Origin of the sequence: Paenibacillus campinasensis, assembly GCF_002272015.1 — a bacterium.
GTDB lineage: Bacteria > Bacillota > Bacilli > Paenibacillales > Paenibacillaceae > Paenibacillus_AQ > Paenibacillus_AQ campinasensis.
Genome location: NZ_NPBY01000001.1, coordinates 18,519 through 45,514 on the forward strand (window position 1 = coordinate 18,519; position 26,996 = coordinate 45,514).

Here is a 26,996-nt window from a genome sequence, read left to right on the forward strand (position 1 = left end):
GATTAGTTTGGATTTTAAAGAGTACATTCGTGTTATCCCGGATTTCCCGCAGCCGGGGATCAGCTTCAAGGACATTACGACGCTGTTGATGAACGGGGAGGCGTACCGGAAGGCGATCGAGGAACTGAAGACGATGGTAGGTGATCTGAAAATCGACGTGATCGCTGGACCGGAAGCTCGTGGTTTTGTTGTTGGAGCGCCGCTCGCTTATGCGCTTGGCGTTGGATTCACACCGATTCGCAAAAGTGGAAAGCTGCCGTATGAAACAATCGAAGCGGATTATGATTTGGAGTACGGCAAAGATAAGCTTGCTATGCATGTCGACGCGGTTAAAGAAGGGCAAAACGTTCTGATTGCCGACGATCTGCTGGCTACAGGCGGAACGATTTCCACCTCGGTGAACCTGATCCGCAAGCTTGGCGGCAATGTGGTTGGCGCTGCATTCCTGATCGAGCTTGAAGATTTGAAGGGCCGGGATAAAATGCCGGGAGTGGACGTATTCACGCTGATGAAGTACGATCACTAATTTCAACTGAATTAATTCATGAATCAATCATTCATGAATCCATGCAGCAACATAAAAAAGCGCGAGTGAAGGGGCAATTGCTCCCTCAGCTCGCGCTTTTGCATATGCAGGCTTTCGCGGATGAAGCCTGCGGTGTACAGCTTAATCCGGTATTATCTCAACAATCGGCTGTTCGTTATTCTTCTCGTTGGAAAGGCCGGTAATTTCGAATACTTTAAAGAGCAGAGCCAGCGCAACACCAACGATGGTGGATAAAGCCATTCCTTTAAGCTCGACATTGCCAAACTTTAACGTAACTCCGCTGATGCCGACTACAAGGACGATCGTAGCCAGGATCATGTTGCTGGCTTTGGAGAAGTCCACCTTCTGCTCGACGAAGATCCGCAGACCCGATGCGGCGATGACGCCAAACAGCAGGAGGGACACGCCGCCCATCACCGGACGGGGAATGTTAGCCACGATCGCAGAGAACGTTCCCGAGAACGACAGCAGGATCGCAATGACGGCTGCGCCAGCGATCACGCGAATCGCGTAGACCTTGGTCAACGCCATCACTCCGATGTTCTCACCATACGTGGTGTTGGGCGTTGAGCCAACAAAGCCGGACAGCACCGTCGAAATCCCGTTGCCAAGCAGCGAGCGGTGCAGTCCCGGATTTTTGGACAGATCCTTGCCAACGATGTTGCTTGTGACGAGCAGGTGTCCGATATGTTCGACGATGACCACGATGGAAACCGGAATGATGGTCAGAATCGCTGCTATATCAAATACCGGAGTTGTCACTGTCGGGAACGACAGGAAGCTAGCACTTGTTATTTTCTCAACTTCCACTTCCCCGAGAGCAAAAGAAAGGCCATAACCAGCCACGATGCCGATCAGGATGTGGATGATTTTCGGGAATCCGCGGAATAATACCGCACCGAGCACAGTGACGCCAAGTGTGACAAGCGCGATCGTCACCGTCTTCGGGTTCATGGCCCATGTTTCGGCTTGCACGGGATCTGACGGAGGCAGGAAACCGGCCATATCAGCCGCTACCGGCACCAATTCGAGTCCAATCATGGCGATGATCGCGCCCATGACGGCTGGCGGAAACACAAAATCGATCCAGCGGGTGCCGGCATATTTGACGATTAAGGCGACGGCACAGAAGATCAGTCCGGTTATGATAAAGGCGCCAAGCGCCTTTCCGTAGTTCGCACCCGGATCATCGACAAGCACGAGGCCTACCGGAGCGATAAAGGCGAAGCTGGATCCGAGATAAGCGGGTATTTTTCCTTTACACAGAAAAATATAAAGAAGGGTGCCAATCCCGTTCATCAACAGAATCATGCCGGGATCTACACCGAAAATGTTCGGAACGAGCACAGTGCTTCCGAACATGGCGAACAGATGCTGAAGACTCAGCAGAAAGCCCGGGCCAAACGGAAGCTTTTCATCTACCTGAATTTCGCGTTGCAAGTTATTCCACTCCTCTTATAGGACTTTAAATATAGACCGTTCGCGTACGATCTTTACTAGATTAAATACTATTGTTCGTTTTTTCAAGAGAGGATTTTACAAAAACCGAAAAGATCGGCTTGATCCTGCAAATTTAGTTCGAGAGAATAAGGGTAAATCAACAGAACCTCCCAGTATGCGTACGGTTGACGTAAACAGGGTTAAGCGTCATAATGATAGGAAAACCAAATTGATAAGGGAACCTGCACGTTTAGACAAAGGGCGGGTTCCATTTTATATAGAAAGGGAAGAGAAGGACTCGAAAATGGGCATAGAGCGATTACTCGAAAAGGCCGGCGCCTATATAAAAGAACCCGATCTTCTCCGCATCCAGGAAGCGTACGAATTTGCGGAGCAGGCCCATCACGGGCAAGTGCGAAAGTCGGGAGAACCTTATATTCTTCATCCGCTTGCGGTTGCAGACATCGTGGTCAACATGCAGATGGACACGTTGTCGATCATAGCTGCTCTGCTCCACGATGTTGTGGAGGATACGACGGTTTCTCTCGAAGAAATTCGCGAGCGCTTCGGTGAGACCTGCGCCATGCTGGTGGATGGTCTGACCAAGCTTGAACGCATCCGGTTCAGGTCGAAGGAAGAGCAGCAGAATGAGAACTACCGCAAGATGTTCATTGCGATGGCCCGGGACATCCGCGTCATCGTAATCAAGCTGGCTGACCGGCTGCACAATATGAGAACCCTAAAGTATCAGTCGGAGGAAAGCCAGCGCCGAATCTCCTATGAAACGCTGGAAATTTTCTGTCCGATTGCCCATCGTCTCGGTATATCCGCGATCAAATGGGAAATGGAGGACATTGCGCTTCGCTATCTGAACCCGCAGCAGTATTATCGGATTGCTAATCTGATGCACAAGAAGCGGGCGGAGCGTGAGCAGTACATTGATAACGTCATTGTCTGTATTCAAGAGAAGCTGGACGAAATGGGGATTTCCGCAGACCTGTCCGGCAGACCCAAGCATATCTACAGCGTGTTCAAAAAAATGACCGTAAAGAACAAACAGTTCAACGAAATCTATGATTTGCTTGCAATCCGGATTATTGTCGACAACATCAAGGATTGTTATGCCACACTCGGAATCATTCACACCTTGTGGAAGCCGATGCCCGGGCGGTTCAAGGATTATATTGCCATGCCCAAAACCAATATGTATCAGTCGCTTCATACGACCGTCGTCGGTCCGAATGGGGAGCCGACCGAAGTGCAGATTCGGACATGGGAAATGCACCGCACGGCGGAGTTCGGGATTGCGGCCCACTGGGCTTACAAAGAAGGAACCGCCGCCGGAAATTTCGACAACAAGATGACGTTCTTCCGCGAAATTTTGGAGCTTCAGCATGAAACGAAGGATGCCTCCGAATTCGTTGAATCGCTTAAAATGGACTTTTTCTCGGATCTCGTATTTGTGTTTACGCCGAAGGGGGAAGTCATTGAATTGCCGGCTGGCTCGGTACCGCTCGATTTTGCCTACCGGATTCATACCGAGGTTGGCAATCGCACGATTGGAGCGAAGGTCAACGGCAGAATCGTGCCGCTGGATCATCAGCTGAAGACCGGCGATATCGTGGAAATCTTGACCTCCAAGCATTCTTACGGCCCCAGCCAGGACTGGCTGAAGATTGCGCAATCCTCGCATGCCCGCAGCAAGATCAAGCAGTGGTTCAAGAAGGAAAAGCGGGAAGAGAATGTGGAGAAGGGGCGTGAAATGCTGGAGCGTGAGCTCAAGCGACTCGGCCTTGAAGTTTCGGAATGGATGACAGACGACAAATTGCTGGAGGCAGCCAAGAAGTTTGCCTTTAACGATATTGAAGACATGCTGTCCGCCGTTGGCTTTGGCGGCATTACCGCCGCCCAGATCTGTACGAAAATCACCGAGAAGCTTCGCAAAGAGCAGGAGGAAGCCAGCCAGCTTGAGCTGACGTCGGAGATGAAGGAGATCAAGCCTGCGGAGAAACGCAGCCGTCCGACCAACGGTGTGCGGGTCAAAGGCATTGATAACTTGCTCGTCCGTTTTGCCCGCTGCTGCAACCCGGTCCCAGGCGATGATATTGTCGGCTATGTTACCCGCGGACGGGGCGTATCGGTCCACCGCTCGGACTGTACGAATCTTCCTTCGGTCATCGAAGGGGAGGATGCAGCGCGCGTCATTGAGGTAGAGTGGGAATCCTCAGTTGAAGCGAATTACAGTGTCGACATCGAGGTTACCGGTCACGACCGGAACGGGCTGCTCAACGAGGTGCTTCAGGCTGTATCTGAGAGCAAGACGAATATTTCGGCGGTGACGGGCCGCTCGGACAAAAACAAGATGGCGATGATTCATATGACGATCCTGATCCGGAACACCGATCATCTCCACGCGGTAGTGGAGCGGATCAAACGTGTGAAGGATGTGTACACCGTCCATCGGATTATGCAGTAAACAGCCATGCGGTTTGCGTTCCTTAAGTGGGAAGGCAGGCCGCTATATTTTTGTGCAAAGGAGTAGGTATGAGATGAGAGTCGTTGTTCAAAGATGCAAGAATGCGAAGGTGACCGTAGGTCATGAGACGGTAGGCAGCATTGGAGAAGGGTTGATGGTGCTCGTAGGCGTCACGCATGAGGATGAGGAGAAGGATGCAAAATATGTGGCGGATAAGGTGGCAGGCCTGCGGATTTTTGAAGATGCCGACGGGAAGATGAACGATAGCGTTCTTGATGTGGGAGGGGCTGTGCTGTCGGTCTCCCAGTTCACCTTGTACGGCGATTGCCGCAAAGGAAAGCGGCCGAATTTCATGGCGGCGGCCAGACCGGATCATGCCAAGCTGCTGTATGAAGCATTCAACCGGGAGCTGAGAGAGAAAGGCCTCGTTGTGGAGACCGGGGTGTTCGGGGCAATGATGGACGTATCGCTAACCAACTGGGGGCCGGTAACGCTTATCATCGACAGCAGGGCTTAAGCGCAATCCTCCGCATGGAGACGACAACAATAGGGCATCCTGAAGAAAGCGCAATTGATGGTTCTCCAATCTTTCGAAGGAGCTGGCATTCATGCGGCAATCTCCCAAGTTTACGATGTGGCAAAGCCTGGCAGCCGGCGGATGGTCTGGCGGCATGAGGGAAACGTCAAGCCTCGCGCGGCTGACATCTGGACCGGTCAGTCCGGACAGGGATATCATGCAGAAGGGCAGTCCCCGCCAATCGCTTCCACGAAGCTGAACGGCATAGCTGAAATGCAAGGAACCAGAAATTCTCCCGCACTTCATGATGGCCGGGATTTGCAAACAGCTGTTAGTAATGATTTCGGATGGGGTAATAACATCATGTGAACATCACTAGTCGAAGGAGGAGTTAGCAGATGGGCAAAATTGCATTTCTACTCGCCAATGAGTTTGAAGACTCCGAAATGACAACCCCTTACGAGGCTGTCAAAGATGCAGGACATGAAGCGGATATTATCGGACTGAAGCAGGGGACAGAGCTGAAAGGGAAGCAGGGCAAGGCAACGTACACGTCAGATAAAGCGATCGCTGATGCCAACATGAATGATTATGATGCGGTGGTGATTCCTGGCGGTTCCTCTCCGGAGAATCTTCGCCTGGACCCGAATATCCTTCAATTTGTGAAGGAAGCAGACCGTGCAGGCAAGCCGATTGCTGCAATCTGTCACGGACCGCAAATTCTGATCAGCGCGGATCTGTTGAAGGGGCGTACGCTGACATCTTATCCGCCGCTGAAGGACGATGTGGTGAATGCCGGCGGCCAGTTCAAGGATGAGGAAGTGGTGGTTGACCGCAATCTGATCACTTCCCGCACCCCGAAGGATGAGCCGGCTTTTGTCCGCGAACTGCTGAACGCACTGAAAAAAGTCACCGCTTAAGCAGGGCGTATGAGAAGGTAATTACACATCCTTTTACCGGATGAAAGGAGGAATGAACATGTCTAAGCTGATTCAAGCCTATTTCAGAACAGAGGATGATGCCGAAGGGGCAAGAACAAGTCTGCTGGCTTACAACACCGAGCAGCTTGAGGTAGGTGCCCTGCAGGAAGGGATCTCCAGCCGGACGAACCTGCTCGTTCCGCTGGTGCCGTGGACGACGAATACCGGAGGCGGGGGTTCATCGGCAACGACCGGGGTGTTTGGCGGCGGACCTGTCATGGGTGTCGCCCCGCTGCGGGATACGTCGCCAACCGGAGCGACGACGGATCAAGAGCCAGCCACCGCAGATGCTGTGGATGACTTGATGGGCAACGACAACGACGAACTTCGGTATGTGTTGTCGGCCAAGGTTCAGGATGAAGACTACGAGGAAATTGTCCAAAAGCTGCGCGAAAATCACGCGTATGTCGAGCGGCTGGACGATTAACAGGGTGATTCGGCCAAGAGAAACCGTTTTCACTCTTGTAACATAACTGTAATGTTCGTTCAATGTTCTGTTAATATAAGCTGTCTATAATAACAGCATGACCCCCTTTTTATATACTATATTTTGAACCTACAGACGCGGTTTGTAGGTTTTTTTCTTTTTATCGACATTTTATGAATCAGCTTCTTGACTTTATTCGATCGGTTGATTAGAATCTAAAAATATAATGTTTGGGATAAACTATAGTTAGTAATATCTGATTTGATGACGGGAACAAGTACTCCATCCCCACAAGACCAGAGAGGAATCCCCATAGGCTGTAAGGATTCTCTTGATGAATGGACGAATGACCTCCCCGAGAACAGGCGGCGAAGCAAGCACCGGAAGGCCGGTGGGATAGACAGTAGCCGTTATGCGACAGCCGGGCGTTAACCGGTTAAGCGGACTGGAACACAGCAGCGATAGGAAGCCTGTTGTTCTCTGGCCGGAATGTGGGTGGTACCACGGGTGATATGTCTACACAATCTCTCGTCCCTGTTGTCTTCGATCAGACGACAGGGCGGGAGATTTTTTAATTTTCAGAGAATCGGGGCCGATTTGTAGTGTACAGATCCAGGTCCCATGGAGGGAAGAACGATGGCGAATCAACGATTTGAAAAGCCGACGGGAACCCAGGATATTCTGCCGGGAACCGTCGAGAAATGGCAATTCATTGAACAGAAGGCGCGCGAGCTGTGCCGGCGCTACAACTATCATGAGATCCGCACTCCGATCTTCGAGCAGACGGAATTGTTTGAGCGCGGTGTCGGTGAGACCACGGATATTGTCGAGAAGGAAATGTACACCTTCAAGGATAAAGGGGATCGCAGCATGACCCTCCGTCCGGAAGGAACGGCCGGTGTCGTTCGGGCGTATGTGCAGAACAAGCTGTATGGCGAGCCGGATGTAACGAAGCTGTATTATATCGGGCCGATGTTCCGGTACGAGCGCCCGCAGGCAGGACGTTACCGCCAGTTCCATCAATTTGGGATCGAGGTGTTTGGATCGAGCGATCCGGCAATCGATGCGGAAGTGATCGCGCTTGGCTACTCGTTCTATAAGGAGCTGGGACTTCAGGGCGTCAAGGCCGAGATCAACTCGGTCGGCACACCGGCGGTGCGTGCAGCATACCGGGAGCAGCTATTGGCATTCCTGACGCCGATGAAGGAGAGTCTCTGCGCCGATTGCCAGTCCCGCATGGACCGCAATCCGCTCCGCGTCCTGGACTGCAAGAAGGATCAGGACAAGTTCGGAGGCGCGCCGTCCATTCTCGATAGCCTGGATGAGGAATGCAGCGTACATTTTGAGAACGTGAAATCGTATCTGGATGCGATGGGCATCGAATATGAGATTAACCCGCGGCTTGTGCGCGGCCTCGATTATTATACGCATACCGCGTTTGAGTTCAAGGCACAGGGCATCGGCGCAATCGATACGGTTGGCGGCGGCGGCCGATTTAACGGGCTCGTAGGCGAGATTGGCGGACCGGACCAGCCGGGGATCGGCTTTGGCATCGGTCTGGAGCGTATCCAGCTTATTCTGGAACACCAGCAGGTGGATCTGTCCGGCATGCAGCCGCTGGATGTATATCTGGTGGCCCTTGGTGAAGCGGCGGAGCGTGAAATTGTCAAAATCATCTACGATCTCCGCAGCCGCGGCATTTCGGCCGAGCGGGATTACCTCGGGCGCAAAATGAAGGCGCAGATGAAGTCGGCAGACCGTCTTCAGGCCCGCTACACCGCCATCCTGGGTGACGATGAGCTGGCCCGGGGCGAGATCGCGGTCAAATCGATGGAGACCGGGGAGCAGCGTACGGTGAAGCTTGAGGAGCTGTACCGCGAGTTTATGTAATGCCGCTGCTTGCTGTAAGGCAGCACGGCTTCACAATATAAGCAATTGAATCCACTAAAGGGGAATGATGAGCAGATGAAAAGGACGCATCAATGCGGGCTTCTGACAACCGCAAACATCGGAGAAATCGTAACACTAAGCGGCTGGGTGCAAACCCGCCGGGATCTGGGCGGCGTATTGTTTATCGACTTGCGCGACCGCAGCGGCATTATGCAGGTTGTATTTAATCCGGACTTTTCCGGCGAGGCGCTGGCCGTAGCCGACAAGGTGCGGAGCGAATATGTGATCGCGGTGACAGGCAAGGTGGTCAAGCGTGATCCTGAAACGTACAATCCGAACTTGCCTACAGGTGAAATTGAGGTGCAGGTGACGGAGATCGAGGTGCTGAACGCTGCGAAGACCCCTCCGTTCTTCATCGAGGACGGCGTTGAGGTTGACGAGCAGCTTCGTCTGAAGTATCGCTATCTGGATCTTCGCCGTCCGGAAATGCAGAAGACACTCATGCTGCGTTCGAAGGCAGCCAAGGTGTTCCGCGACTACCTCGACGGCGAAGGGTTTGTGGATGTGGAAACGCCAATTCTGACGAAAAGCACGCCGGAGGGCGCACGCGACTATCTCGTGCCGAGCCGGGTGCATCCGGGCGAATTCTTCGCGTTGCCGCAATCGCCGCAAATCTACAAGCAGCTGCTGATGGTCAGCGGACTGGAGCGGTATTACCAGATCGCCCGCTGCTTCCGTGACGAGGATCTGCGCGCAGACCGTCAGCCGGAGTTCACACAGGTGGACATCGAGACTTCCTTCATGGAGCGCGATGACCTGCTGAACATGATGGAGCAGCTGATGGTGAAATTGTTCAAGGAAACGATCGGCGTCGAGCTGTCCACCCCGTTCCAGCGTATCAGCTATGCGGATGCGATGGGCAAGTACGGTTCAGACAAGCCGGACCTTCGCTTCGGCCTGGAACTGATTGAGATGAACGACATCGTAGCTGGCAGCGGTGTGAAGGTGTTCTCTTCCGTCATCGAAAAAGGCGGCGAGGTGAAATGTCTGAACGCCAAGGGCTGCGGCACTTGGACACGTAAGGAAATTGACGATCTCGGGCCATATGCCGCCAGATACGGGGCGAAAGGACTGGCCTGGATTCAAGTGAAGGAAGGCGAGTTCAGAGGCCCGATCGTGAAGTTCTTTACAGAGCAAGAGATCGAAGCGATCAAGGAACGTACCGGCGCCGAGGAAGGCGACCTGCTGCTGTTCTCTGCCGACACGAAAAAAGTGGTGGCTGATGTGCTTGGAGCGCTCCGTCTGAAAATCGGGCGTCAGCTTGGCCTGATCAACGATAATGAATACAAGTTTGCATGGGTGCTGGACTTCCCGCTGCTCAGCTATGATGAGGAGCAGAAGCGCTATGTTGCCGAGCATCATCCGTTCACCCGTCCGAGAGACGAGGATCTGGAATTGCTCGACTCCGATCCGCTGGCCGTACGTGCTCAGGCGTATGACCTCGTATTGAACGGCTATGAAGTGGGCGGCGGTTCCATGCGGATATACAAACGCGACATTCAGGAGAAAATGTTTGCGGCACTGGGCTTGTCCCCGGAGGAGGCGCACGAGAAATTCGGCTTCCTTCTCGATGCGTTTGAGTACGGCACTCCGCCGCACGGAGGAATTGCCTTTGGCTTCGACCGTCTGGTGATGCTGCTGGCTGGTCGAAACAACCTGCGTGAGACGATTGCCTTCCCGAAAACGGCAAGCGCAACAGATCTTTTGATGAACGCGCCTTCCGAGGTGGACACAGCTCAGCTGGAGCAGCTTCATATCAAGCTGGCGAAGAAGCCTGTAGAGTCGAAGTAATACCGTATTTGCAAAAGGAGGTTGGCATCCTAGCATGCTGCATCAATTTTCCCGGACGGAACTGGCGATCGGTCCCGAAGGCCTTGACATAATGAAGAACAGCACGGTAGCCGTGCTTGGCATCGGCGGCGTGGGCTCCATTGCGGTGGAGGCTCTCGCCCGTACCGGCGTAGGACGTATCATTCTGATTGATAAAGATGTCGTAGACATTACCAACATCAATCGCCAGATTCATGCGCTGACCACGACGGTCGGACAGAAGAAGGCGGATCTGATGGTGGAGCGGTGCAAGCTGATCAATCCGGAATGCGAAGCGATCGCCCTCAACATGTTTTACACGGAGGAGACTTATGAAGAGCTGTTTAAGTACGAGCTGGACTATGTCATTGACGCCTCCGACACGATCATCTACAAGGTTCATCTGATCAAGGAATGTCTGAAGCGCGGCATTCCGATCATCTCCAGCATGGGCGCGGCGAACAAGATGGACCCGACCAAGTTCCAGGTTGCCGACATTTCGAAGACGTCGATGGACCCGATCGCCCGCATCGTTCGCACGAAGCTGCGCAAGGATGGCATTAAAAAAGGGGTCAAGGTTGTGTTCTCGATGGAGGAGCCGATGAAGCCCCGCAAGGACGTCACAGACAAAATTGTGCCGGAGAACGCGCCGAATATTCGCAAGGCGAAGCAGCCGCCGGCCAGCAACGCGTTTGTGCCGCCGGTTGCCGGTTTGATCATGGTCAGCGTGACCGTGCGGGATCTGCTTGAAAAAGGCGGAATCTCCGTATAATTCGATAGCGACAGCCGAGAGAGGCTATAGGAAAGGGTGTCCCGATGAGCAGATTATCTGTCTGCTGCCGGGGCACTCTTTTTTTTACGTCAAGGACAGAAAGAAGACAGTAGTATAACCTGCGCGGTTATGCTACAATAGAACTCCTTTTTGTGTCACGGCCTGGAAATAACAACCGGATGCAGAAAAATCGTTTCTTAGGAGGTAACTGAAAGTATGAGTGCTTTTCAAAGTGCCTATCAAGAAGAGCAGCAACGGCTACAAGAGGTGATTGTCGAAATTGACCGTCAGCTCGAACGGCTGCGAGGCATTCCGGTGTATACCGGCCATGATTTTACGGAGCAGGTGCTGGAGGCAGGGCGAGAGGAGAAGCGTCAAGCGCTGGCCAAAAGCTTGCCGGAGCCCTATTTTGGGCGATTGGATTTCCAAGAGAACGGAGTCGGGGAGCGCAAGCGGCTGTACATCGGCAAGGTTGGCCTGGATAAGGAAGAGGCCGGGGAATACCCGCTCGTTATCGATTGGCGGGCCCCGGTGGCCAGCTTGTTCTATTCCTTTACCGGTGGAACGGAGCCGGCTTCCTTCGAAGCGCCGGAGGGGATCATTGAAGGGCTGGTTTATTTAAAGCGCAATGTGGTCATCCGAAAGCAGATTTTGGAGCGGGTATCGGACACCTATGATCGGGAAAGCGGCGGTCCTGCTGTGTCAGACGAATTTCTGGTGTATCGTCTCGGGGAGAACAAGGATCACCGCCTGCGCGATATCGTTTCTACCATTCAGGCTGAGCAGGATCAGATTATCCGCGCTGCCAGAAATACGGCGCTCATTATCCAGGGGGTTGCAGGAAGCGGAAAGACGACGGTAGCGCTGCATCGGCTCGCCTATTTGCTGTACCAGTACAAGGAGCAGGTATCGGCGGATAAAATGATCATCTTCGCGCCGAACCTTATGTTTCTGGACTATATTTCGGACGTGCTTCCTGAGCTGGGCGTCGGGGATATTCAGCAGCGCACCTTTGCCGATTGGGCGGCCGAACAGCTCGACATCCACGTAACATCACAGGATCGGCTGGAGACGATGGCACAATGGTTCGAAGGCGATCCTCGTCTTGGGACGCCCGATGTTGACGGGCATACAAGCGGCCGCTACAAAGGCTCCCTCGAGCTGATGAAGCTCATCCAGACCTGTGTGGAAACGCTTGAGGCCGGTGCGCTGCCTGGCGATGATTTCTCTCCTTGGGACGGAGCGGTGCTGCCGCGGGAGACGATTGCGGAATGGTACTTCAAGGAATATCGCCCTTATCCGCTTGCGAAGCGGAAGGAGCGGGTGCTGACCAGAATTCATCGCTGGGTCGAGATGGAGCTCAAGAAATCGCCGTCGGCGGCCGTGATGAAGGAACGGAAGAAAAAAGCAGCCCAGCGTGAAAAATCCTATGCCGGCAAATGGCCGAAGTTTGAACCGCTGGCGTTGTACAAAATGCTGTTCGGGGCGGTCAAATCCTCCGGCCTATGGCCAGAAGAGCTGACCTCTGCGATTCCGGACAGCGTCAAATCAGCGACACGCAGTGATTTGAAGCAGAATGTCGTACGGGAAGAGGATCTGCCGGGGCTGTTGTATTTTCACTGCCTGCTGAACGATATTGCAAGCGACCAGCGCTTTGATCACATCGTCATTGACGAAGCCCAGGATTTCTCCCCGTTTCAGGTAGCGGTGCTGGACATGTACGTCAGAGGCCATTCCTTTACGATCCTCGGTGATCTGTCCCAAGGAATTCATGCTTACCGCGGCGTGCATGCCTGGGAGGAGATGAGCTCGCTGTTCTCGGAGGAGAACACGGCGTATTACGCGCTGACACGGAGCTACAGGTCCACGATGGAGATTATTGAATTTGCCAACCGCGTGCTGGAAAATGGGGTGCGCAGCGATCTATTGGCCGTGCCGGTATTCCGCAGCGGAGATGCGGTGAGGCTCATTCCATACAGCGATCCGGCCATGCGGGAAGAGGATATCAAGCAGGCGATGCGAGCGCTGCTGGAGAAGGAGTACCGGACTGTCGCTGTCCTGACCCGGACGCTGCAGGAGGCTAAGGCGCTTCATGCCGCGCTGAATCCGGAGTGGCCGGAGCTGAACCTGATCGATGGCAGCGAACAGACGTATCAAGGGGGCTTGTCCATCCTTCCCGTCTATCTCTCCAAAGGCTTCGAGTTTGACGCCGTCGTGATGGCCGATGCCGATACGAATCATTATGCGGACAAAGCGTGGGACGCCAAACTGATGTATGTTGGCTGCACGCGTGCGCTGCATGAGCTGTGGCTGCTGCACGGAACGCATGTGCCGCGCTATGTGGATGCTGAGCCGTCCGAGATTGTGGCCAAAGGCTGGCCGCCGGCTTAAGGCAAGCGGCAGCTCACTATTAGACAATCAGCGGGCTGCCCGTTCATGAAAGAGCTGCCAGCTATACGAGGAGCCGTGGAAGGCGGGCCGCGTGGACGGATATGCGCAGCCTGTTCTGACCGGCAGAATGTCACCACCTCCGAAACCATGGTCCCAAGGGCTGTGGTTTCGGTTTTTTCTTTGTGTCCCCCGGGTTTGTTCACCTTCATCCAGCAGCTATGATGCTGAATCGCAATCATCCACGGATGATGGGCGCGGCCTCGGTGAATATGTTATGATATAGGCTGATAAATAGAAACGCATGTTCACATATCGGCATGGATGGACAAGCTTGAATTCAGACAAGGAAGTGTTAAACGGCATGGATTTGTTCAGTTTAAGTCGCGAAGAGGACCGGAACGGACGGCTGCTGGCTGACCGTATGCGTCCGCAAACGCTGGATGAATATATCGGGCAGGAGCACATTATAGGCCCGGGCAAACTGCTGAGAAGAGCCATTGAAGCTGATCAAGTCTCCTCGATTCTTCTCTATGGCCCGCCTGGATGTGGAAAAACAACGCTCGCTCACATTATCTCTACACAGACGAAGGGCGCTTTTGTGCGGCTGAATGCCGTTGAGGCGTCTGTGAAGGATGTCAGGGAAGTGATTGAGCAGGCCCAGAGCAACAAAAGTTTGTACGGAACGAAAACGATTCTGTTCCTCGATGAGGTCCATCGCTTCAACAGCTCCAGACAGGATGCGCTGCTGCCGGCGGTGGAGAACGGGACGATTATTTTTATCGGCGCGACTACGGAGAACCCGTTTCACTATGTGAACGGGGCCTTGATGAGCCGCTCAACCTTGTTTCAGCTGGAGCCGCTGAACAGGGATCATGCCATGATCGCTATGCGAAGAGCGCTGGCGAACGAGGACAGAGGGCTGGGCTTTATGGATCTTCAGGTGGATGATGCGGCGCTGGATCATATTGCTTCCATGGCTAACGGCGATATTCGCCGCGCGCTGAATGCACTGGAGCTGGCCGCGCTCACCACGCCCCCGGGGCAGGACGGCAGCATCCACATTACGCTGGAGGTGGCGGAGGAATCGATTCGCAGACCGACCGTGCGGGCGGATGAGTCTACGCAGTACGATGTATTGTCCGCTTTTCATAAGAGCATCCGCGGCTCCAGCGATGCGGCGCTGTTCTGGTTTCTGTATGCGGTTGAGAAGCTCGGGATGGACCCGATGGTGTTTCTTCGCCGCCTGATCGCCGCCAGCAGCGAGGATATCGGCCTTGCCAATCCACAGGCGATGGTGCAGGCGGTCAGCGCGTTGGAAGCGTACCGGAACAACGGCTGGCCGGAGGCAAAGCTGAATATCGCCCAGGCGATTCTGTTTGCGGTTGAAAGCCCGAAATCGAATGCGGTTGTGGATGCGATATCCAGAGCGATGTCTGCCATGGATGAGGTGAAGTCGGCGGAGGTTCCGCTTCATCTGCGGGATGCGCATTATAAAGGCGCGGTGAAGCTGGGGCATGTTGGCTACAAATACCCGCATGATTATCCCGGGCATTATGTGAAACAGGATTATTTGCCGAAGGAGCTGAACAATCGGGTGTTCTATCAGGCTACGGAGCAGGGGAATGAGGCCAAGATCGCCCATAACCAGCGCCTTCGCCGGAGTGAGTAACCAGGTCCTGCGCTTCGTATGAACGATTCATTGTGCTGGAGGGGGAAATAGGAATGACAAGAAAGATGTCGCGTTATATGATTCTGCTGCTGTCCACAGCGATTGTGCTGGGCGGCTGCCAAGCGGGCAAGACGACCGACTCTGATAGCGCTGCGGCCGGCTCGCCCGCCGGGGCTGAGCAGGAGCATCATGCAGCCGGGGACACGCCGGGGGAGCATGACCATCTCCATCATGCGAGCGGGGATTTGCGGGAGGTCACCGCTTCGATCGAGGAACTTCCAACCTTCCTGGATGGGGCGGTAAGCGAGATGCGGACGATTTATGCTCTGGCTGCCCAGGTCAGCGATGTGCTGGAATACATGCCATGCTACTGCGGCTGCGGCGATAGCGCCGGTCATCAGAGCAATCTGAACTGCTTCATTCATGAAATCCGGGAGGACGGCAGTGTCGAGTGGGATGACCATGGCACCCGCTGCGGCGTCTGCCTGGACATTGCGGTGGAATCCGCACTGATGAGAAGCGAGGGAATGCACTTGTCCGATATCCGGGCCGCCATCGACGAGAAATATAAGACAGGTTATGCCGCCCCAACCCGGACGCCGCTGCCGCCGGCAGAGAGTTAATATATCCATAGATAACCGCTGAACAAAGGAGCTGGCTCGGATCACCATCGTGATTGGAGGTCAGCTTCTTTTTGCGTGTCTCATTCGGACTCGGGGGGTTCTCCATGTATGGGACTTCTCTACGGATGATATGGATCATAATTTTTTTTGAAAAACGCCGTCAGGCCAAGCCTCGCCGGCACTTAAACAGAGCCGTTCGGATCCTGCTCGAACAAACAGTGACTTTTGTTACAGAATAAATCAACATATTGATGTTATCTTGTTCTGGCATACAATATATTGATTTGTTTGAATTTCGGCAGGGGAGTGATTGATCAAGATGTTGCAGGTAATGAAGCGGGATGGGAGCTTGACTGAATTTGATATGTCACGCATCGTGAGAGCGGTGAACAAGGCCTTTCGGGCAGTCAAAGGCAGCGCTGAAGACGATGTGTCGGTCCGCATCGGGCAGCAGGTGACGGATCGGGTAGCGGAGGCAGAGAGCCTCACGGTGGAATATATTCAGGATTGTGTCATCCAGGCTCTGAGGGAAAGCCAGTATGGGGAAGTGGCGGATGCCTACAGCCAATATCGGGATGCCCGCGATCTGGAGCGGATCAGAAGAGGGGAGCTGTACAAAATCAGCAGTGATGTGATCGGTGCAGCGAATCCTGATCTGCTTCGGGAGAATGCCAATTTGAACGGGGAATCCTTCAGTGGAAAGATGAGCCGCATCGGCTCCGAATACGCCAAATGGATCGCCAACCGCTTTGTTCTTCCTTCGGAGCTGTACAAGGCGGTGAAGGACGGCTATGTGTATGTGCATGATCTGGATCAATATGCGCTCGGAACGACCAACTGCATCTTTATCCCGTTTGACCGTCTGCTGGCTAAAGGCTTTAATACCGGCAACGGATCGGTGCGCCCGCCGCAGAGCATCATGACCGCGATGGCGCTTGTGGCCATTATTTTTCAGTCCCAGCAGAACAGTCAGTTTGGCGGGGTTTCGGCCAATAAAATCGACTGGGATCTGGCCCCATATGTCGGAAAATCATTTCGCAGACATTTCCGCAAAGGGCTGCTCTATCTCGGGGAGACGAGCGGGAAAGCTCATGAAGGGTCTGCAGACGGCAGCCTGGCCCATCTGCTCGAGGATGGTGAGCTTTACATAGACAATATGTCCCTGAAGGCCGCGTATCCGCGAACCTATGCCTATGCCTATGAGGAAACCGTCCATGAGACGAAGCAGGCAGCGGAGTCGCTGATACACAATCTGAACACGATGAGCAGCCGGGCCGGCGGTCAAATTCCGTTCACCTCGCTGAACTATGGCATGTGCACCTCCACCGAGGGAAGGCTGGTGACCCGCGCGCTGCTGGATGCAACGATCGATGGCTTGGGCCGAGGCGAGACGCCGATATTCCCGCAGCATATTTTCCAGTGCAAGCAGGGTGTGAACCAGGCCGAAGGGGAGCCGAATTATGATCTGTTCCTGAAGGCGGTGGAATGCTCCAGCCGGAGGCTGTATCCGAATTTTGTCAATGTGGATGCTTCCTTCAACCTGCCGTATTATCAGCCGGATGATCCGGATACGATCATTGCCACGATGGGCTGCAGGACCCGCACCATTTCCGACCGGTTCGGACGCAACCGGCTCAGCGGCAAAGGCAACCTGTCCTTCAATACGATTAATCTGGTTCGCCTCGGGATGGAATCCGGCATCGTATTTGGCAAACGAACTGAACCGGATCTGGAAGGCTTCTTCCGTCAATTGGATCGCTATATGAACATCGCGGTGGAAGGTCTTGTCCACCGGTTTGAGATTCAGGCGAAGCAGCCGGCCAAAGCATCGGATTTCATGATGCGCGAAGGGGTATGGGAAGGCGGAGACTCGCTGGGTCCTGACGATCAGGTTCGCGAGCTGATCAAGCATGGCACGCTTGCGCTTGGTTTTATCGGACTGGCCGAATGCCTCAAGGCGCTGACAGGCAAGCACCACGGGGAGGACGAAGGCAGCCATCGCCTTGGTCTCGAGATGATTTCCCGCATGCGCCGCTTCTGCGATGAGATGAGCGACAAGTACAATCTGAATATCTCGCTCTTCGCTACCCCTGCTGAGGGTCTGTCCGGTAAATTCACGGCGGTCGATCAGGCGGAGTACGGGAGCATTCCCGGCGTGACAGACAAGGAGTACTATACAAATTCCTTTCACGTTCCGGTGTATTACAAGCTTTCGGCCTTTGAGAAAATCAAGCTGGAGGCGCCGTTCCACAAGCTGTGCAACGCCGGGGCCATCTCCTACGTGGAGCTGGACGGGAATGCGAGAATGAACACCGCCGCTTTCAAGCGTATCGTGCAGTTTGCCCTCGAGGAAGATATCGGTTACTTCTCCGTCAATCATCCGCTCGACCGCTGTCCTTCCTGCCATTATGAAGGCATTATCGGTTCGGCGTGCCCAGGATGCGGCGCAGGCGAGCAGGAGGTGCACTTCCAGCGGCTGCGCCGGGTGACCGGGTATTTGACCGGCAATTATACCGAGCGCTTCAATTCGGCCAAGCAGGCCGAGGTCCGGGACCGGGTGAAGCATCTGTGAACATCTGCGGCTATATTCCGGAAAGCATCAATGAGGGCGCAGGGCTGCGGGCGGTGCTGTTCATCAGCGGCTGCAAGCATGCCTGCCCCGGATGCTTTAATCCGGCGTCCTGGGATTTTCAGGCTGGGGAGCGGTTTACGGAGGAAATGGCCGGGCGAATCATCGGCGACGTGAAGACCAACTCCCTGCTGGACGGTATTACGCTGTGCGGAGGCGATCCGTTCTTCTCTGCCGAGGAGTGCGCGGAATTCCTGATCAAGTTTAAAGCGCGCTGTCCGGACAAAAATGTGTGGGCATACACCGGCTTTACGTTCGAAGCGTTGGTGAAGCGTCCGGAGCTGAAGCAGCTGGCGCTGCTGTGCGACGTTATTGTGGATGGAAAATTCATCGCCGCAGAGAAGGATGTGTCCCTTCCCTTCCGGGGCAGCCGCAATCAGCGTTTGGTTGATGTGCGCGAGAGTGTCCGGCAGGGACGGGTGGTGGAGATTGAATTGTAGCGTTAAGGATGAAACGGGACGACAAAAGACACGCATTGCGCAAGCTTCAATGCCTGCTGCAATGCGTGTCTTTCTGTATCGTATGAGCCTGTTAATAAGGGACTTTATCAGCAGATTCAATCGTTCCGCCGCCGAGACATTCGTCACCTTGATAGAACACGACCGCTTGACCTGGCGTAATGGCCTTCTGCGGTTTGGCAAAAGCGACATGGACGTTGCCGTCTTCCAGGCGGGTGACGGTGACCTCCTGATCGGGCTGGCGGTAACGGAATTTGGCGGTGCAGGTGAAGACGTCTTTGGGCATGGCGTCTCCCCCGGCTATCCAGCTGATCCCGGAGGCGGTCAGACCTGTGGAATACAGGCTGGGGTGATCCCCCTGCACGACATAGAGAATGTTCTTCTCCAAATCCTTGTCGGCTACAAACCAAGGCTCTCCCGTGCCTGATCCCCCGATGCCAAGACCTTGGCGCTGTCCGAGCGTATAATACATCAGCCCGTCATGGCGGCCCTTAATCTCGCCGGATACGATATCAACCATATCACCCGATTGGGCAGGCAGGTAGTGGCTAAGAAATTCCTTGAAATCCCGTTCGCCGATGAAGCAGACGCCGGTGCTGTCCTTCTTCTTGGCCGTGTACAGGCCCGCCTCTTCGGCCAGTCTGCGCACCTCCGGCTTCGGCAGATGCCCGATCGGGAACATCGCCTTGGAGAGCTGGTCCTGATTCAGCGCATTGAGGAAGTAGGTTTGGTCCTTGTTGCTGTCCACGCCCCGGAGAAGGCGATATTGACCGTCCTCCTCAATGACCCGCGCATAGTGGCCGGTCGCGACATAGTCAGCACCCAGATCAAGCGCTTTGTTCAGAAACTCTCCGAACTTGATCTCCCGGTTGCACATGACATCGGGATTTGGCGTTCGTCCGGCCTTATATTCATCAAGAAAATAGGAAAATACTTTATCGTAGTATTCCTTTTCAAAATTGACAGTGTAGTACGGTATATCAAGCTGTTCGCATACCCGGCGGACATCTTCGGCATCCGCTTCAGCGGTACAATGACCGAATTCATCAGTGTCATCCCAGTTCTTCATGAAGATGCCGATGACTTCATAACCTTGCTGCTTCAGGAGCAGAGCGGTTACGGAGGAATCGACGCCCCCGGACATGCCGACAACGATACGCGTGTTTTGTTTGTCTTTTGACATCGTCATCACCATTTTCGTATGAAATTGTGCCCATGGACGTATTTTAACACACTTTTGCAAGCTTAGACATGTCTCGTATTGTCCACCCACGGTGAACAATTTATGTAATTTCCGACGGAAGATTACCCATTTGCACCCTAGATATGTTACCATAAGCTGAGGGTAATGATCGGAATAAGGAGAAAACTTGGGGTTAACGGTCCAAGCATCGGCATCAGGGTCAGATTTCGGCTAATACCCGCTTAATGTACAACAACAACCAAACGATAAGGCACGGTTATAAATTTGAAGTGAGGTGTCACCTTTGAAGATATCAACTAAAGGAAGATACGGTTTAACCATCATGATGGAGCTGGCGGCCAAATTCGGTGAGGGTCCGACTTCGCTGAAGAGCATCGCCGAGAAGAATCAGCTATCCGAGCATTATTTGGAGCAGCTGATTGCGCCGCTGCGCAATGCCGGGCTGGTCAAGAGCATTCGCGGAGCATACGGCGGATACATCCTGTCGCGCGAACCGGAATCCATTACGGCCGGAGACGTGATTCGCGTTCTGGAAGGTCCGATCTCGCCGGTGGATTTCACGGAGGAAGACGATCCGGCCAAGCGGGACCTGTGGCTGCGCATCCGGGACAGCATCGCTGAGGTGCTTGATTCCACCACCTTGGACAACCTGATTAATTATCACGAGCAATCGGCTTCGGATAATTACATGTTCTATATATAAGGGTGGTTGTCATGAGTTCAATTTATCTGGATCATGCCGCTTCGACGCCGGTTCATCCTGAAGTTGCGGAGCGCATGATCCATATACTAACCACACAGTACGGCAATGCATCCAGCGTCCATCAGTACGGCCGTTCGGCCAAAAAAATAGTGAATGGCGCCCGCGACAGCATTGCCGCCAGACTCGGTTGCCTGCCGGAAGAGCTTGTGTTCACCTCCGGTGGAACCGAAAGCGATAATCTGGCGATATTCGGGGTAGTGGAATCGCTTGGCCTGAAGGGCAAGCATATCATTACCTCTGCGATTGAGCATCATGCGGTTCTGCATACCTGCGAGGAGCTGGAGAGCCAAGGCTGTCAAGTGACCTATGTCCCTGTGGACGCCTACGGACGCGTGGCGGTTGAGGATGTGGAAGCGGCTATGCAGGACAACACCGTGCTGGTGACTATCATGTATGGCAACAACGAGGTTGGCACCATTCAGCCGATCCGCGAGATCGGGGAGTTATGCCGAAGCCGCGGCATTTTGTTCCATACCGATGCGGTCCAAGCTTTGGGTGCGGTGCCCATCGTCTGCCATGAGCTTCCGGTTGACCTGTGGAGCTTCTCTTCCCATAAGATTAACGGCCCGCAGGGCATCGGCGCACTTGTCGTACGGAGCGGAATCGGTCTTAAAGCCCGGCTGTTCGGAGGGCTTCAGGAGAAGAAGCGCCGCGCGGGTACAGAGAATATGGCGGGCATTGCCGGCTTTGCCGCTGCCGTGGAACTGACGGTATCGCAGGCGGAAGCCAAGCGTGCCGGACTGGAGGAGCTTCGAAGCTCGCTGATTGCAGCGCTGCGCCGGGAGGTCGGCGAAGAAGCTTTTGTCATTAACGGACACCCTGATCATTACCTTCCTCATATATTAAACATCAGCTTTCCCGACGTGGGAACAGAGACGATGCTGATGAACCTCGATATGGAGGGCATTGCCGCAGCCAGCGGCTCGGCCTGCACTTCAGGATCTCTGGAAATCTCCCATGTACTGCAAGCGATGAAACTTCCGGATGATGTTTTGCGTTCGGCGGTTCGATTTAGTTTCGGTTTGGGTAATACTACTCAAGAAATGGAGTATACTGCCCAAAAAATTGGAACCATCCTTAATCGGCTGCGTAAATAAAGGTTAGGATTTCTCCGTGGACTTGGAAGGGGGCATGAATGTATCCATTTCATCCGAGGATATCAAACGAGGTTTTGACCAGCTGGTGATGGCTTTGATCATAAAGCCGCCTGGCGTTTGAGATCCAAATTACGATAGGATGAGGAGGTGTCCGAGCGTTATATGAAGCTTCAAGAAATGATAGGACTGGCTGTATTCGACGTGGAGAGCGGCAAGGAAGTTGGCAGAATCCACGATTTTATACTAGATGGTAAATGGCTGATAACCGGTTTGGAGCTGGAAGGCAAGGCGCTGTTCTCTTCTTATGTGAAATTCATCGCATGGGAGGATATTACGGCTTACGGTGAAGATGCTGTCATGATCCGCAGCCGGGAGGCGGTCCAGAAGCTTGGGACAGGCCACATCCCTTATACGTACCATGTCGGGAAGCGAAGGCTGAAGGAGATGCAGGTCCTGACAGAGGACGGCGTACTGCTCGGGCGCATATGCGATGTTTATTTTGAGCAGGAAAAGGGCAATACAATATTAGGATTGGAAATTTCCGACGGTTTTGTATCGGATCTTATTGAAGGCCGGAAATGGCTGCCTTGCACCATGGACATGGTAATCGGTGAACATGCGGTGATGGTGCCGCCGATGAGTGAACAGCGACTGGAAAAAGCCATTAATTTTGTGAACGGATAGGGTGAAGTAGGATGAAGTGTCCAAACTGCAATTCCAAGGATATTGGAAAGATCGGTTCCCACCAATTTTATTGCTGGGGCTGCTTTATTGAATTGACGGTAAACGGTGAGAAAATGTCTGTTTATCAGGTAGAAGAGGATGGAACGCTCAGCTCGCTGGATGATCTGTTCTTCGGCGATGAGGTTCAGGAGTTTCCTCATATTCACGCGTCCTCCTGATCGCGGGCGAGGGCGCTACATAGCGAGTTTTACTTGCTTTCAAGGGTCTCTGATCAAGCTGCTTGGCTTGCGGAGGCCCTTTTTGTGATGGTGCGGACGGGCGGGACCGATTAATTCTGAGGTCTTGAACACATACTACAGGGGAAGTCTGGAAAAAAGGAGAGATGGCCCTGTGGAACAGCTGACGGGGAGCAAGTGGTTCCGCTTCATGATCTGGCTGCTGATCGGATTGATATCTTTATATTTTGTCTGGCTATTGCGGCCGATGTTTATGGACATATACCGGTTCCTGAAGGCGATTCTCGCCCCGTTCGCGGTCGCCATGATTATATCCTATGTGCTGAATCCGATCGTCTGCATGCTGTCGGAGCGCAAAGTGCCGCGCAGCATCGCCGTCCTGCTCATTTATGCCGTGTTTCTGACGCTGCTGGCCGTTGTGCTGATCAATATGATCCCGATGCTGATTCGCCAGCTGGAGGAGCTGAGCGAGCATTTGCCTGAAATTTCGATGAACGCGCAGACTCTGATGACGAACCTGGATAGCCGTTTGATTCCGCCGGGGGTGCGGACAGGGGTCAACAGCTGGTTTTTTCAGATGGAGAACAGGCTGGCACAAGGGATATCGACCTTTCTTAACAATATCGGGGATACGATCAGCGTGTTGTTTAATGTGATGATTATTCCGTTTTTGATTTTTTATATATTGAAAGATTTCGACGTGTTCCAGCGCACCGTGGTCGCCTATCTGCCGCGGGGACACCGCCGGGCGATTGTGACGCTGCTCAAGGAGATCGATACGGCGCTTGGCAATTACATTCGCGGACAATTTCTGGTGTGCCTGATCATCGGAATTCTCGCCTACATCGGCTACATGCTTATTGGGATGCCGTATGCGCTGCTGCTCGCCAGCATTGTGGCGATCTTCAACATCATTCCGTATCTCGGCCCGTTTCTCGGGGCGGCTCCGGCCTTGATTATGGCGTCTACGATCTCGTGGAGAATGGTGCTGATGGTGGCGATCGTCAACATGATCTGTCAAACGCTGGAGAGCAATGTCATCTCCCCGCAGGTGGTTGGGCGCAAGCTGCATCTGCATCCGATTCTGATCATCTTTGCGCTTCTCGTTGGCGGGCAGCTTGCCGGAACGATCGGCCTCATCCTGGCCGTGCCAGTGCTGGCGGCGCTCAAGGTGCTGCTTCAGCACGTGTTTGCCTATTATGTACGGAGAAAGTCAGCCTGACAGGTTGGCTGGGGTGCGGCGGTCCATTGACAGATAGAAGAGGCGTCGATATACTTAAAAATGCAAAATCATCTTATAAGTTGTTATAAGTATGGAAGTTAACCGCGATAGGAAATCGCATATGGATGAAAACGATGAGAGAATCAAGTAGGCTGGTGTGCCTTGCCCAGAGAACAGGTTCCTGACGTAAATGACCGTCTGGCTGCGAGAACCTGAAAGTGTCCCAGACCGAAACGCTAATTTTCGAGTGTGAGTCAAATTCACCGGGAGCCCCCGTTATCAGCAGCAATAAGGCGATCGTCTGCGTTCGCCAGGCAGCCCTTCCGTGCGGGGGGGCATGTCCTGGAACAGCGGCCGATAACCAGGGTGGTACCGCGAGAATATTCGTCCCTGATTTATTCAGGGGCGTTTTTGCGCTTTCGGCGATATTGCCGAAGCGATACATTATGAACTGGAGGATTAGATGATGAAAGCTAGTGAGATTCGTTCCAAATGGCTGGAATTCTTTGCTTCAAAAGGTCACAACATTGAACCAAGTGCTTCCCTTGTTCCGCACAACGATCCGTCTCTGCTGTGGATTAATGCAGGGATGGCGCCGCTTAAGCCTTATTTTGACGGGCGTGTAAAGCCGGATAATCCGAGAATCGCCAACTCCCAGAAGTGCATTCGCACCAACGATATCGAGAATGTCGGCAAAACCCGCCGCCACCACACCTTTTTCGAAATGCTGGGGAATTTCTCGATCGGTGATTATTTTAAAGAAGAAGCGATTGTATGGTCGTGGGAGTTCCTGACAGACAAGAAATGGATCGGCTTTGATCCGGATCGCCTGTCGGTGACGGTGTATCCGGAGGATGAAGAAGCCTTCAGACTGTGGAAGGAGAAAGTAGGGCTTCCAGAAGATCGCATCATCAAGCTGGAGGACAACTTCTGGGATATCGGGGAAGGCCCTTGCGGTCCTTGCTCCGAAATCTTCTACGATCGCGGTGAAGAATACGGCAAGGGCGCACCGGAATCGGAGTTGTTCCCTGGCGGGGAGAACGAGCGCTACCTTGAGGTGTGGAATCTCGTATTCTCCCAGTTCAATCATAACAAGGACGGCAGCTACACGCCGCTTCCGAACAAAAACATCGATACCGGCGCAGGCCTGGAGCGTTTCGCTTCCGTTCTGCAAAATGTGGACTCCAACTTCGACACAGACCTGTTCCAGCCGATCATTCAGGCAACAGCGAAGCTTGCCGGGGTACAGTATAAGGAGAAGGAAGAGTACGATGTGGCGCTGAAAGTGATTGCTGACCATATCCGTACCGTGGTCTTCGCTGTCGGAGATGGCGTGCTTCCTTCCAATGAAGGCCGCGGATATGTAATCCGCCGCTTGCTGCGCCGCGCTGTTCGCTACGGAAAGGTGCTGGGTCTGGATAAACCGTTCATGTATTCGCTGACCGAAATCGTCGGGGATATCATGGGCGTGTACTACAAAGAGGTTATTGAAAAGCGGGATTACATCGAAAAAGTGGTCCGGACAGAGGAAGAACAGTTTCACAAGACGTTGTCCGACGGCTTGAATATTCTGGCCGATATTACGGCCGAGGTGAAGAAGCAGGGCAAAACGGTCATCAGCGGCAGCGATGCGTTCAAGCTGTATGATACGTACGGCTTCCCGTTTGACCTGACTGAGGACTATGCGGCCGAGAACGGGCTGACCGTGGACCGCGAAGGCTTCGATGCGGCGATGCAGGAGCAGCGCGAGCGTGCCCGTTCTGCCCGGCATGAGACTGGCAGCATGAACATTCAGGGCGGCGTGCTGTCGGATTACACGGAGAAGAGTGCTTTCGTTGGGTACAGCGACATGGTCCATCAAGCGAAGGTGCTGGCGATCGTTGCCGGCGACCAGTTCGTGGACAGCCTCAGCGAAGGCGAGACGGGACAGGTCATTCTGGATGCGACACCGTTCTACGCTGAAAGCGGCGGCCAGGTAAGCGACCAGGGGATGATCGAAAGCGGCTCGGCCCGGGCTCGCGTCGAGGAGCTGTTCAAGGCTCCGCATGGACAGCATGTCCATGTCGTTACGGTGGAATCCGGGGAGCTGAAGGTCAATGAAACGGTACAAGCCCAGGTTGACCGTTCGCAGCGCCAGGACGTTGTGAAGAACCACACGGCGACACATCTGCTGCACAAAGCGCTGAAAGAAGTGCTCGGCGACCATGTCAACCAGGCGGGATCGCTTGTGGAGCCGCAGCGACTGCGCTTCGACTTCTCTCACTTCGGCAGCATTACGCCAGAGGAGCTGGCGGACATTGAGCGCCGTGTGAATGAACAGATCTGGAAGGCGACGCCGGTCGTCATTGACAACAAGCCGATCGACGAAGCGAAAGCGATGGGCGCGATGGCGCTGTTCGGTGAGAAATACGGCGACATCGTGCGCGTCGTCCAGGTCGGTGATTACAGCATCGAGCTGTGCGGCGGCTGCCATGTGGACAATACGGCCCAGATTGGCATCTTCAAATTGCTCGGCGAGAGCGGCATCGGCTCCGGCGTGCGCCGTATTGAAGCTGTCACCGGCCGTTATGCTTACGAATATACGGAGGAGCAGCTTGATCTTCTCAAGCAGTCGGCCGGGCTGCTCAAGAGCAGCGTGACCGATGTGCCTAAACGGATTGAAGGTCTGCATCAGCAGGTGAAGGAGCTGGCGCGTGAGAACGAATCGCTGCAGGCGAAGCTCGGCGCGATTGAAGCTGGACAATTGACGGATAAAGTGAAGCAAGTGGGAGATACTTCCTTACTGGCGGCTGAAGTTTCGGCAGGCGGTATGGACGCCCTGCGCACCATTGCAGACGAGCTGAAGACCAAGCTGCCGGATGTTATTCTGGTTCTTGGCGCCAAGGCAGGAGAGAAGGTCAACTTTGTAGTCGCGGTGCCGCAGGAGCTTGTGAAGAAAGGCTACCATGCCGGGAAGCTGGTTAAAGAGGTTGCTTCTGTATGCGGCGGCGGTGGCGGCGGACGTCCTGACATGGCTCAGGCCGGAGGGAAAGATGCCTCGAAGCTTGCGGATGCACTGAAGCGTGCGGAGGAACTTGTCACTGCGGGTGTATAGTTTCAAGC

General features: G+C 53.9%; 22 protein-coding genes. 20 read left to right on the top strand and 2 right to left on the bottom strand.

Annotated features, from left to right (window positions below; genetic code table 11):
* The first annotated feature begins 7 nt into the window (after positions 1-7).
* Positions 8-526: an adenine phosphoribosyltransferase gene (locus CHH67_RS00095; protein ID WP_095262942.1), complete on the top strand. Its 519-nt coding sequence runs from the start codon at positions 8-10 to the stop codon at positions 524-526.
* A 141-nt stretch (positions 527-667) separates the two neighbouring features.
* Here the strand turns inward: CHH67_RS00095 and uraA are convergent, their stop codons facing one another.
* Complete coding sequence (gene uraA, locus CHH67_RS00100) at positions 668-1,987, bottom strand: uracil permease (protein ID WP_095262943.1); 1,320 nt, start codon at positions 1,985-1,987, stop codon at positions 668-670.
* Between the two features lie 304 nt (positions 1,988-2,291).
* Here uraA and CHH67_RS00105 point away from each other — a divergent pair, with 304 nt between their 5' ends.
* The 13 genes from CHH67_RS00105 to nrdG all read left to right on the top strand — a co-directional run bounded on the left by CHH67_RS00105 (position 2,292) and on the right by nrdG (position 18,670).
* Complete coding sequence (locus CHH67_RS00105; RefSeq protein ID WP_095262944.1) at positions 2,292-4,463, top strand: RelA/SpoT family protein; 2,172 nt, start codon at positions 2,292-2,294, stop codon at positions 4,461-4,463.
* 73 nt (positions 4,464-4,536) lie between these two features.
* Positions 4,537-4,980 carry a D-aminoacyl-tRNA deacylase gene (gene dtd, locus CHH67_RS00110; RefSeq protein ID WP_095262945.1) on the top strand — a complete coding sequence of 148 codons (444 nt, stop codon included), beginning with the start codon at positions 4,537-4,539 and terminating at the stop codon, positions 4,978-4,980.
* A gap of 91 nt (positions 4,981-5,071) precedes the next feature.
* Positions 5,072-5,239 carry a hypothetical protein gene (locus CHH67_RS26055; RefSeq protein ID WP_155617237.1) on the top strand — a complete coding sequence of 56 codons (168 nt, stop codon included), beginning with the start codon at positions 5,072-5,074 and terminating at the stop codon, positions 5,237-5,239.
* A 139-nt stretch (positions 5,240-5,378) separates the two neighbouring features.
* Positions 5,379-5,900 carry a type 1 glutamine amidotransferase domain-containing protein gene (locus CHH67_RS00120; RefSeq protein ID WP_095262947.1) on the top strand — a complete coding sequence of 174 codons (522 nt, stop codon included), beginning with the start codon at positions 5,379-5,381 and terminating at the stop codon, positions 5,898-5,900.
* Positions 5,901-5,958: 58 nt separating this feature from the next.
* Positions 5,959-6,387, top strand: coding sequence for a hypothetical protein (locus CHH67_RS00125; protein WP_095262948.1), 429 nt, complete (start codon positions 5,959-5,961; stop codon positions 6,385-6,387).
* 636 nt (positions 6,388-7,023) lie between these two features.
* Positions 7,024-8,277: a histidine--tRNA ligase gene (gene hisS / locus CHH67_RS00130; protein ID WP_095262949.1), complete on the top strand. Its 1,254-nt coding sequence runs from the start codon at positions 7,024-7,026 to the stop codon at positions 8,275-8,277.
* A gap of 75 nt (positions 8,278-8,352) precedes the next feature.
* Entirely contained in the window at positions 8,353-10,128 is a 1,776-nt protein-coding gene (gene aspS, locus CHH67_RS00135; RefSeq protein ID WP_095262950.1) for an aspartate--tRNA ligase, read from the top strand.
* A 34-nt stretch (positions 10,129-10,162) separates the two neighbouring features.
* Positions 10,163-10,918: a tRNA threonylcarbamoyladenosine dehydratase gene (locus CHH67_RS00140; protein ID WP_095262951.1), complete on the top strand. Its 756-nt coding sequence runs from the start codon at positions 10,163-10,165 to the stop codon at positions 10,916-10,918.
* A gap of 216 nt (positions 10,919-11,134) precedes the next feature.
* A complete protein-coding gene (locus CHH67_RS00145) occupies positions 11,135-13,309 on the top strand; it encodes a HelD family protein (RefSeq protein ID WP_095262952.1) in 2,175 nt (724 codons plus the stop codon).
* Positions 13,310-13,670: 361 nt separating this feature from the next.
* Positions 13,671-14,978 carry a replication-associated recombination protein A gene (locus CHH67_RS00150; protein WP_095262953.1) on the top strand — a complete coding sequence of 436 codons (1,308 nt, stop codon included), beginning with the start codon at positions 13,671-13,673 and terminating at the stop codon, positions 14,976-14,978.
* A gap of 53 nt (positions 14,979-15,031) precedes the next feature.
* The gene (locus CHH67_RS00155) at positions 15,032-15,601 is read left to right on the top strand and encodes a PCYCGC domain-containing protein (protein WP_230875536.1); all 570 of its coding nucleotides are present in this window, start codon (positions 15,032-15,034) and stop codon (positions 15,599-15,601) included.
* Positions 15,602-15,965: 364 nt separating this feature from the next.
* The gene (locus CHH67_RS00160) at positions 15,966-18,173 is read left to right on the top strand and encodes an anaerobic ribonucleoside triphosphate reductase (protein WP_244908041.1); all 2,208 of its coding nucleotides are present in this window, start codon (positions 15,966-15,968) and stop codon (positions 18,171-18,173) included.
* The gene (nrdG, locus tag CHH67_RS00165; RefSeq protein WP_095262954.1) at positions 18,170-18,670 is read left to right on the top strand and encodes an anaerobic ribonucleoside-triphosphate reductase activating protein; all 501 of its coding nucleotides are present in this window, start codon (positions 18,170-18,172) and stop codon (positions 18,668-18,670) included. The genes CHH67_RS00160 and nrdG overlap by 4 nt, the downstream gene beginning before the upstream one ends.
* A 91-nt stretch (positions 18,671-18,761) precedes the next feature.
* On the opposite strand, the gene mnmA is transcribed toward nrdG, so the two are convergent.
* Positions 18,762-19,877 (bottom strand): tRNA 2-thiouridine(34) synthase MnmA, encoded by a 1,116-nt coding sequence (gene mnmA / locus CHH67_RS00170; protein ID WP_095262955.1) that lies wholly within the window; start codon positions 19,875-19,877, stop codon positions 18,762-18,764.
* A 298-nt stretch (positions 19,878-20,175) separates the two neighbouring features.
* Here mnmA and cymR point away from each other — a divergent pair, with 298 nt between their 5' ends.
* From cymR to alaS, 6 genes are all read left to right on the top strand, one after another.
* Positions 20,176-20,595 (top strand): cysteine metabolism transcriptional regulator CymR, encoded by a 420-nt coding sequence (gene cymR, locus CHH67_RS00175; protein ID WP_095262956.1) that lies wholly within the window; start codon positions 20,176-20,178, stop codon positions 20,593-20,595.
* 11 nt (positions 20,596-20,606) lie between these two features.
* Positions 20,607-21,752, top strand: coding sequence for a cysteine desulfurase family protein (locus CHH67_RS00180; RefSeq protein ID WP_095262957.1), 1,146 nt, complete (start codon positions 20,607-20,609; stop codon positions 21,750-21,752).
* A 162-nt stretch (positions 21,753-21,914) separates the two neighbouring features.
* A complete protein-coding gene (locus tag CHH67_RS00185) occupies positions 21,915-22,436 on the top strand; it encodes a PRC-barrel domain-containing protein (protein ID WP_095262958.1) in 522 nt (173 codons plus the stop codon).
* 11 nt (positions 22,437-22,447) lie between these two features.
* Positions 22,448-22,654, top strand: a complete 207-nt coding sequence (locus CHH67_RS00190; RefSeq protein WP_095262959.1) for a hypothetical protein — start codon at positions 22,448-22,450, stop codon at positions 22,652-22,654.
* A gap of 172 nt (positions 22,655-22,826) precedes the next feature.
* Complete coding sequence (locus CHH67_RS00195) at positions 22,827-23,894, top strand: AI-2E family transporter (protein ID WP_095262960.1); 1,068 nt, start codon at positions 22,827-22,829, stop codon at positions 23,892-23,894.
* 466 nt (positions 23,895-24,360) lie between these two features.
* Positions 24,361-26,988, top strand: coding sequence for an alanine--tRNA ligase (gene alaS / locus CHH67_RS00200; RefSeq protein WP_095262961.1), 2,628 nt, complete (start codon positions 24,361-24,363; stop codon positions 26,986-26,988).
* Positions 26,989-26,996: the final 8 nt, after the last annotated feature.

Coding starts and splice junctions, on each gene's coding strand:
- hisS (WP_095262949.1), top strand. CDS start 7,024: ATGGCGAATCAACGATTTGAAAAGCCGACGGGAACCCAGGATATTCTG.
- CHH67_RS00185 (WP_095262958.1), top strand. CDS start 21,915: ATGAAGCTTCAAGAAATGATAGGACTGGCTGTATTCGACGTGGAGAGC.
- CHH67_RS00120 (WP_095262947.1), top strand. CDS start 5,379: ATGGGCAAAATTGCATTTCTACTCGCCAATGAGTTTGAAGACTCCGAA.
- CHH67_RS00180 (WP_095262957.1), top strand. CDS start 20,607: ATGAGTTCAATTTATCTGGATCATGCCGCTTCGACGCCGGTTCATCCT.
- CHH67_RS00105 (WP_095262944.1), top strand. CDS start 2,292: ATGGGCATAGAGCGATTACTCGAAAAGGCCGGCGCCTATATAAAAGAA.
- dtd (WP_095262945.1), top strand. CDS start 4,537: ATGAGAGTCGTTGTTCAAAGATGCAAGAATGCGAAGGTGACCGTAGGT.
- CHH67_RS00145 (WP_095262952.1), top strand. CDS start 11,135: ATGAGTGCTTTTCAAAGTGCCTATCAAGAAGAGCAGCAACGGCTACAA.
- CHH67_RS26055 (WP_155617237.1), top strand. CDS start 5,072: ATGCGGCAATCTCCCAAGTTTACGATGTGGCAAAGCCTGGCAGCCGGC.
- CHH67_RS00150 (WP_095262953.1), top strand. CDS start 13,671: ATGGATTTGTTCAGTTTAAGTCGCGAAGAGGACCGGAACGGACGGCTG.
- CHH67_RS00155 (WP_230875536.1), top strand. CDS start 15,032: ATGACAAGAAAGATGTCGCGTTATATGATTCTGCTGCTGTCCACAGCG.
- aspS (WP_095262950.1), top strand. CDS start 8,353: ATGAAAAGGACGCATCAATGCGGGCTTCTGACAACCGCAAACATCGGA.
- CHH67_RS00140 (WP_095262951.1), top strand. CDS start 10,163: ATGCTGCATCAATTTTCCCGGACGGAACTGGCGATCGGTCCCGAAGGC.
- CHH67_RS00160 (WP_244908041.1), top strand. CDS start 15,966: ATGTCACGCATCGTGAGAGCGGTGAACAAGGCCTTTCGGGCAGTCAAA.
- mnmA (WP_095262955.1), bottom strand. CDS start 19,877: ATGACGATGTCAAAAGACAAACAAAACACGCGTATCGTTGTCGGCATG.
- alaS (WP_095262961.1), top strand. CDS start 24,361: ATGAAAGCTAGTGAGATTCGTTCCAAATGGCTGGAATTCTTTGCTTCA.
- CHH67_RS00125 (WP_095262948.1), top strand. CDS start 5,959: ATGTCTAAGCTGATTCAAGCCTATTTCAGAACAGAGGATGATGCCGAA.
- CHH67_RS00190 (WP_095262959.1), top strand. CDS start 22,448: ATGAAGTGTCCAAACTGCAATTCCAAGGATATTGGAAAGATCGGTTCC.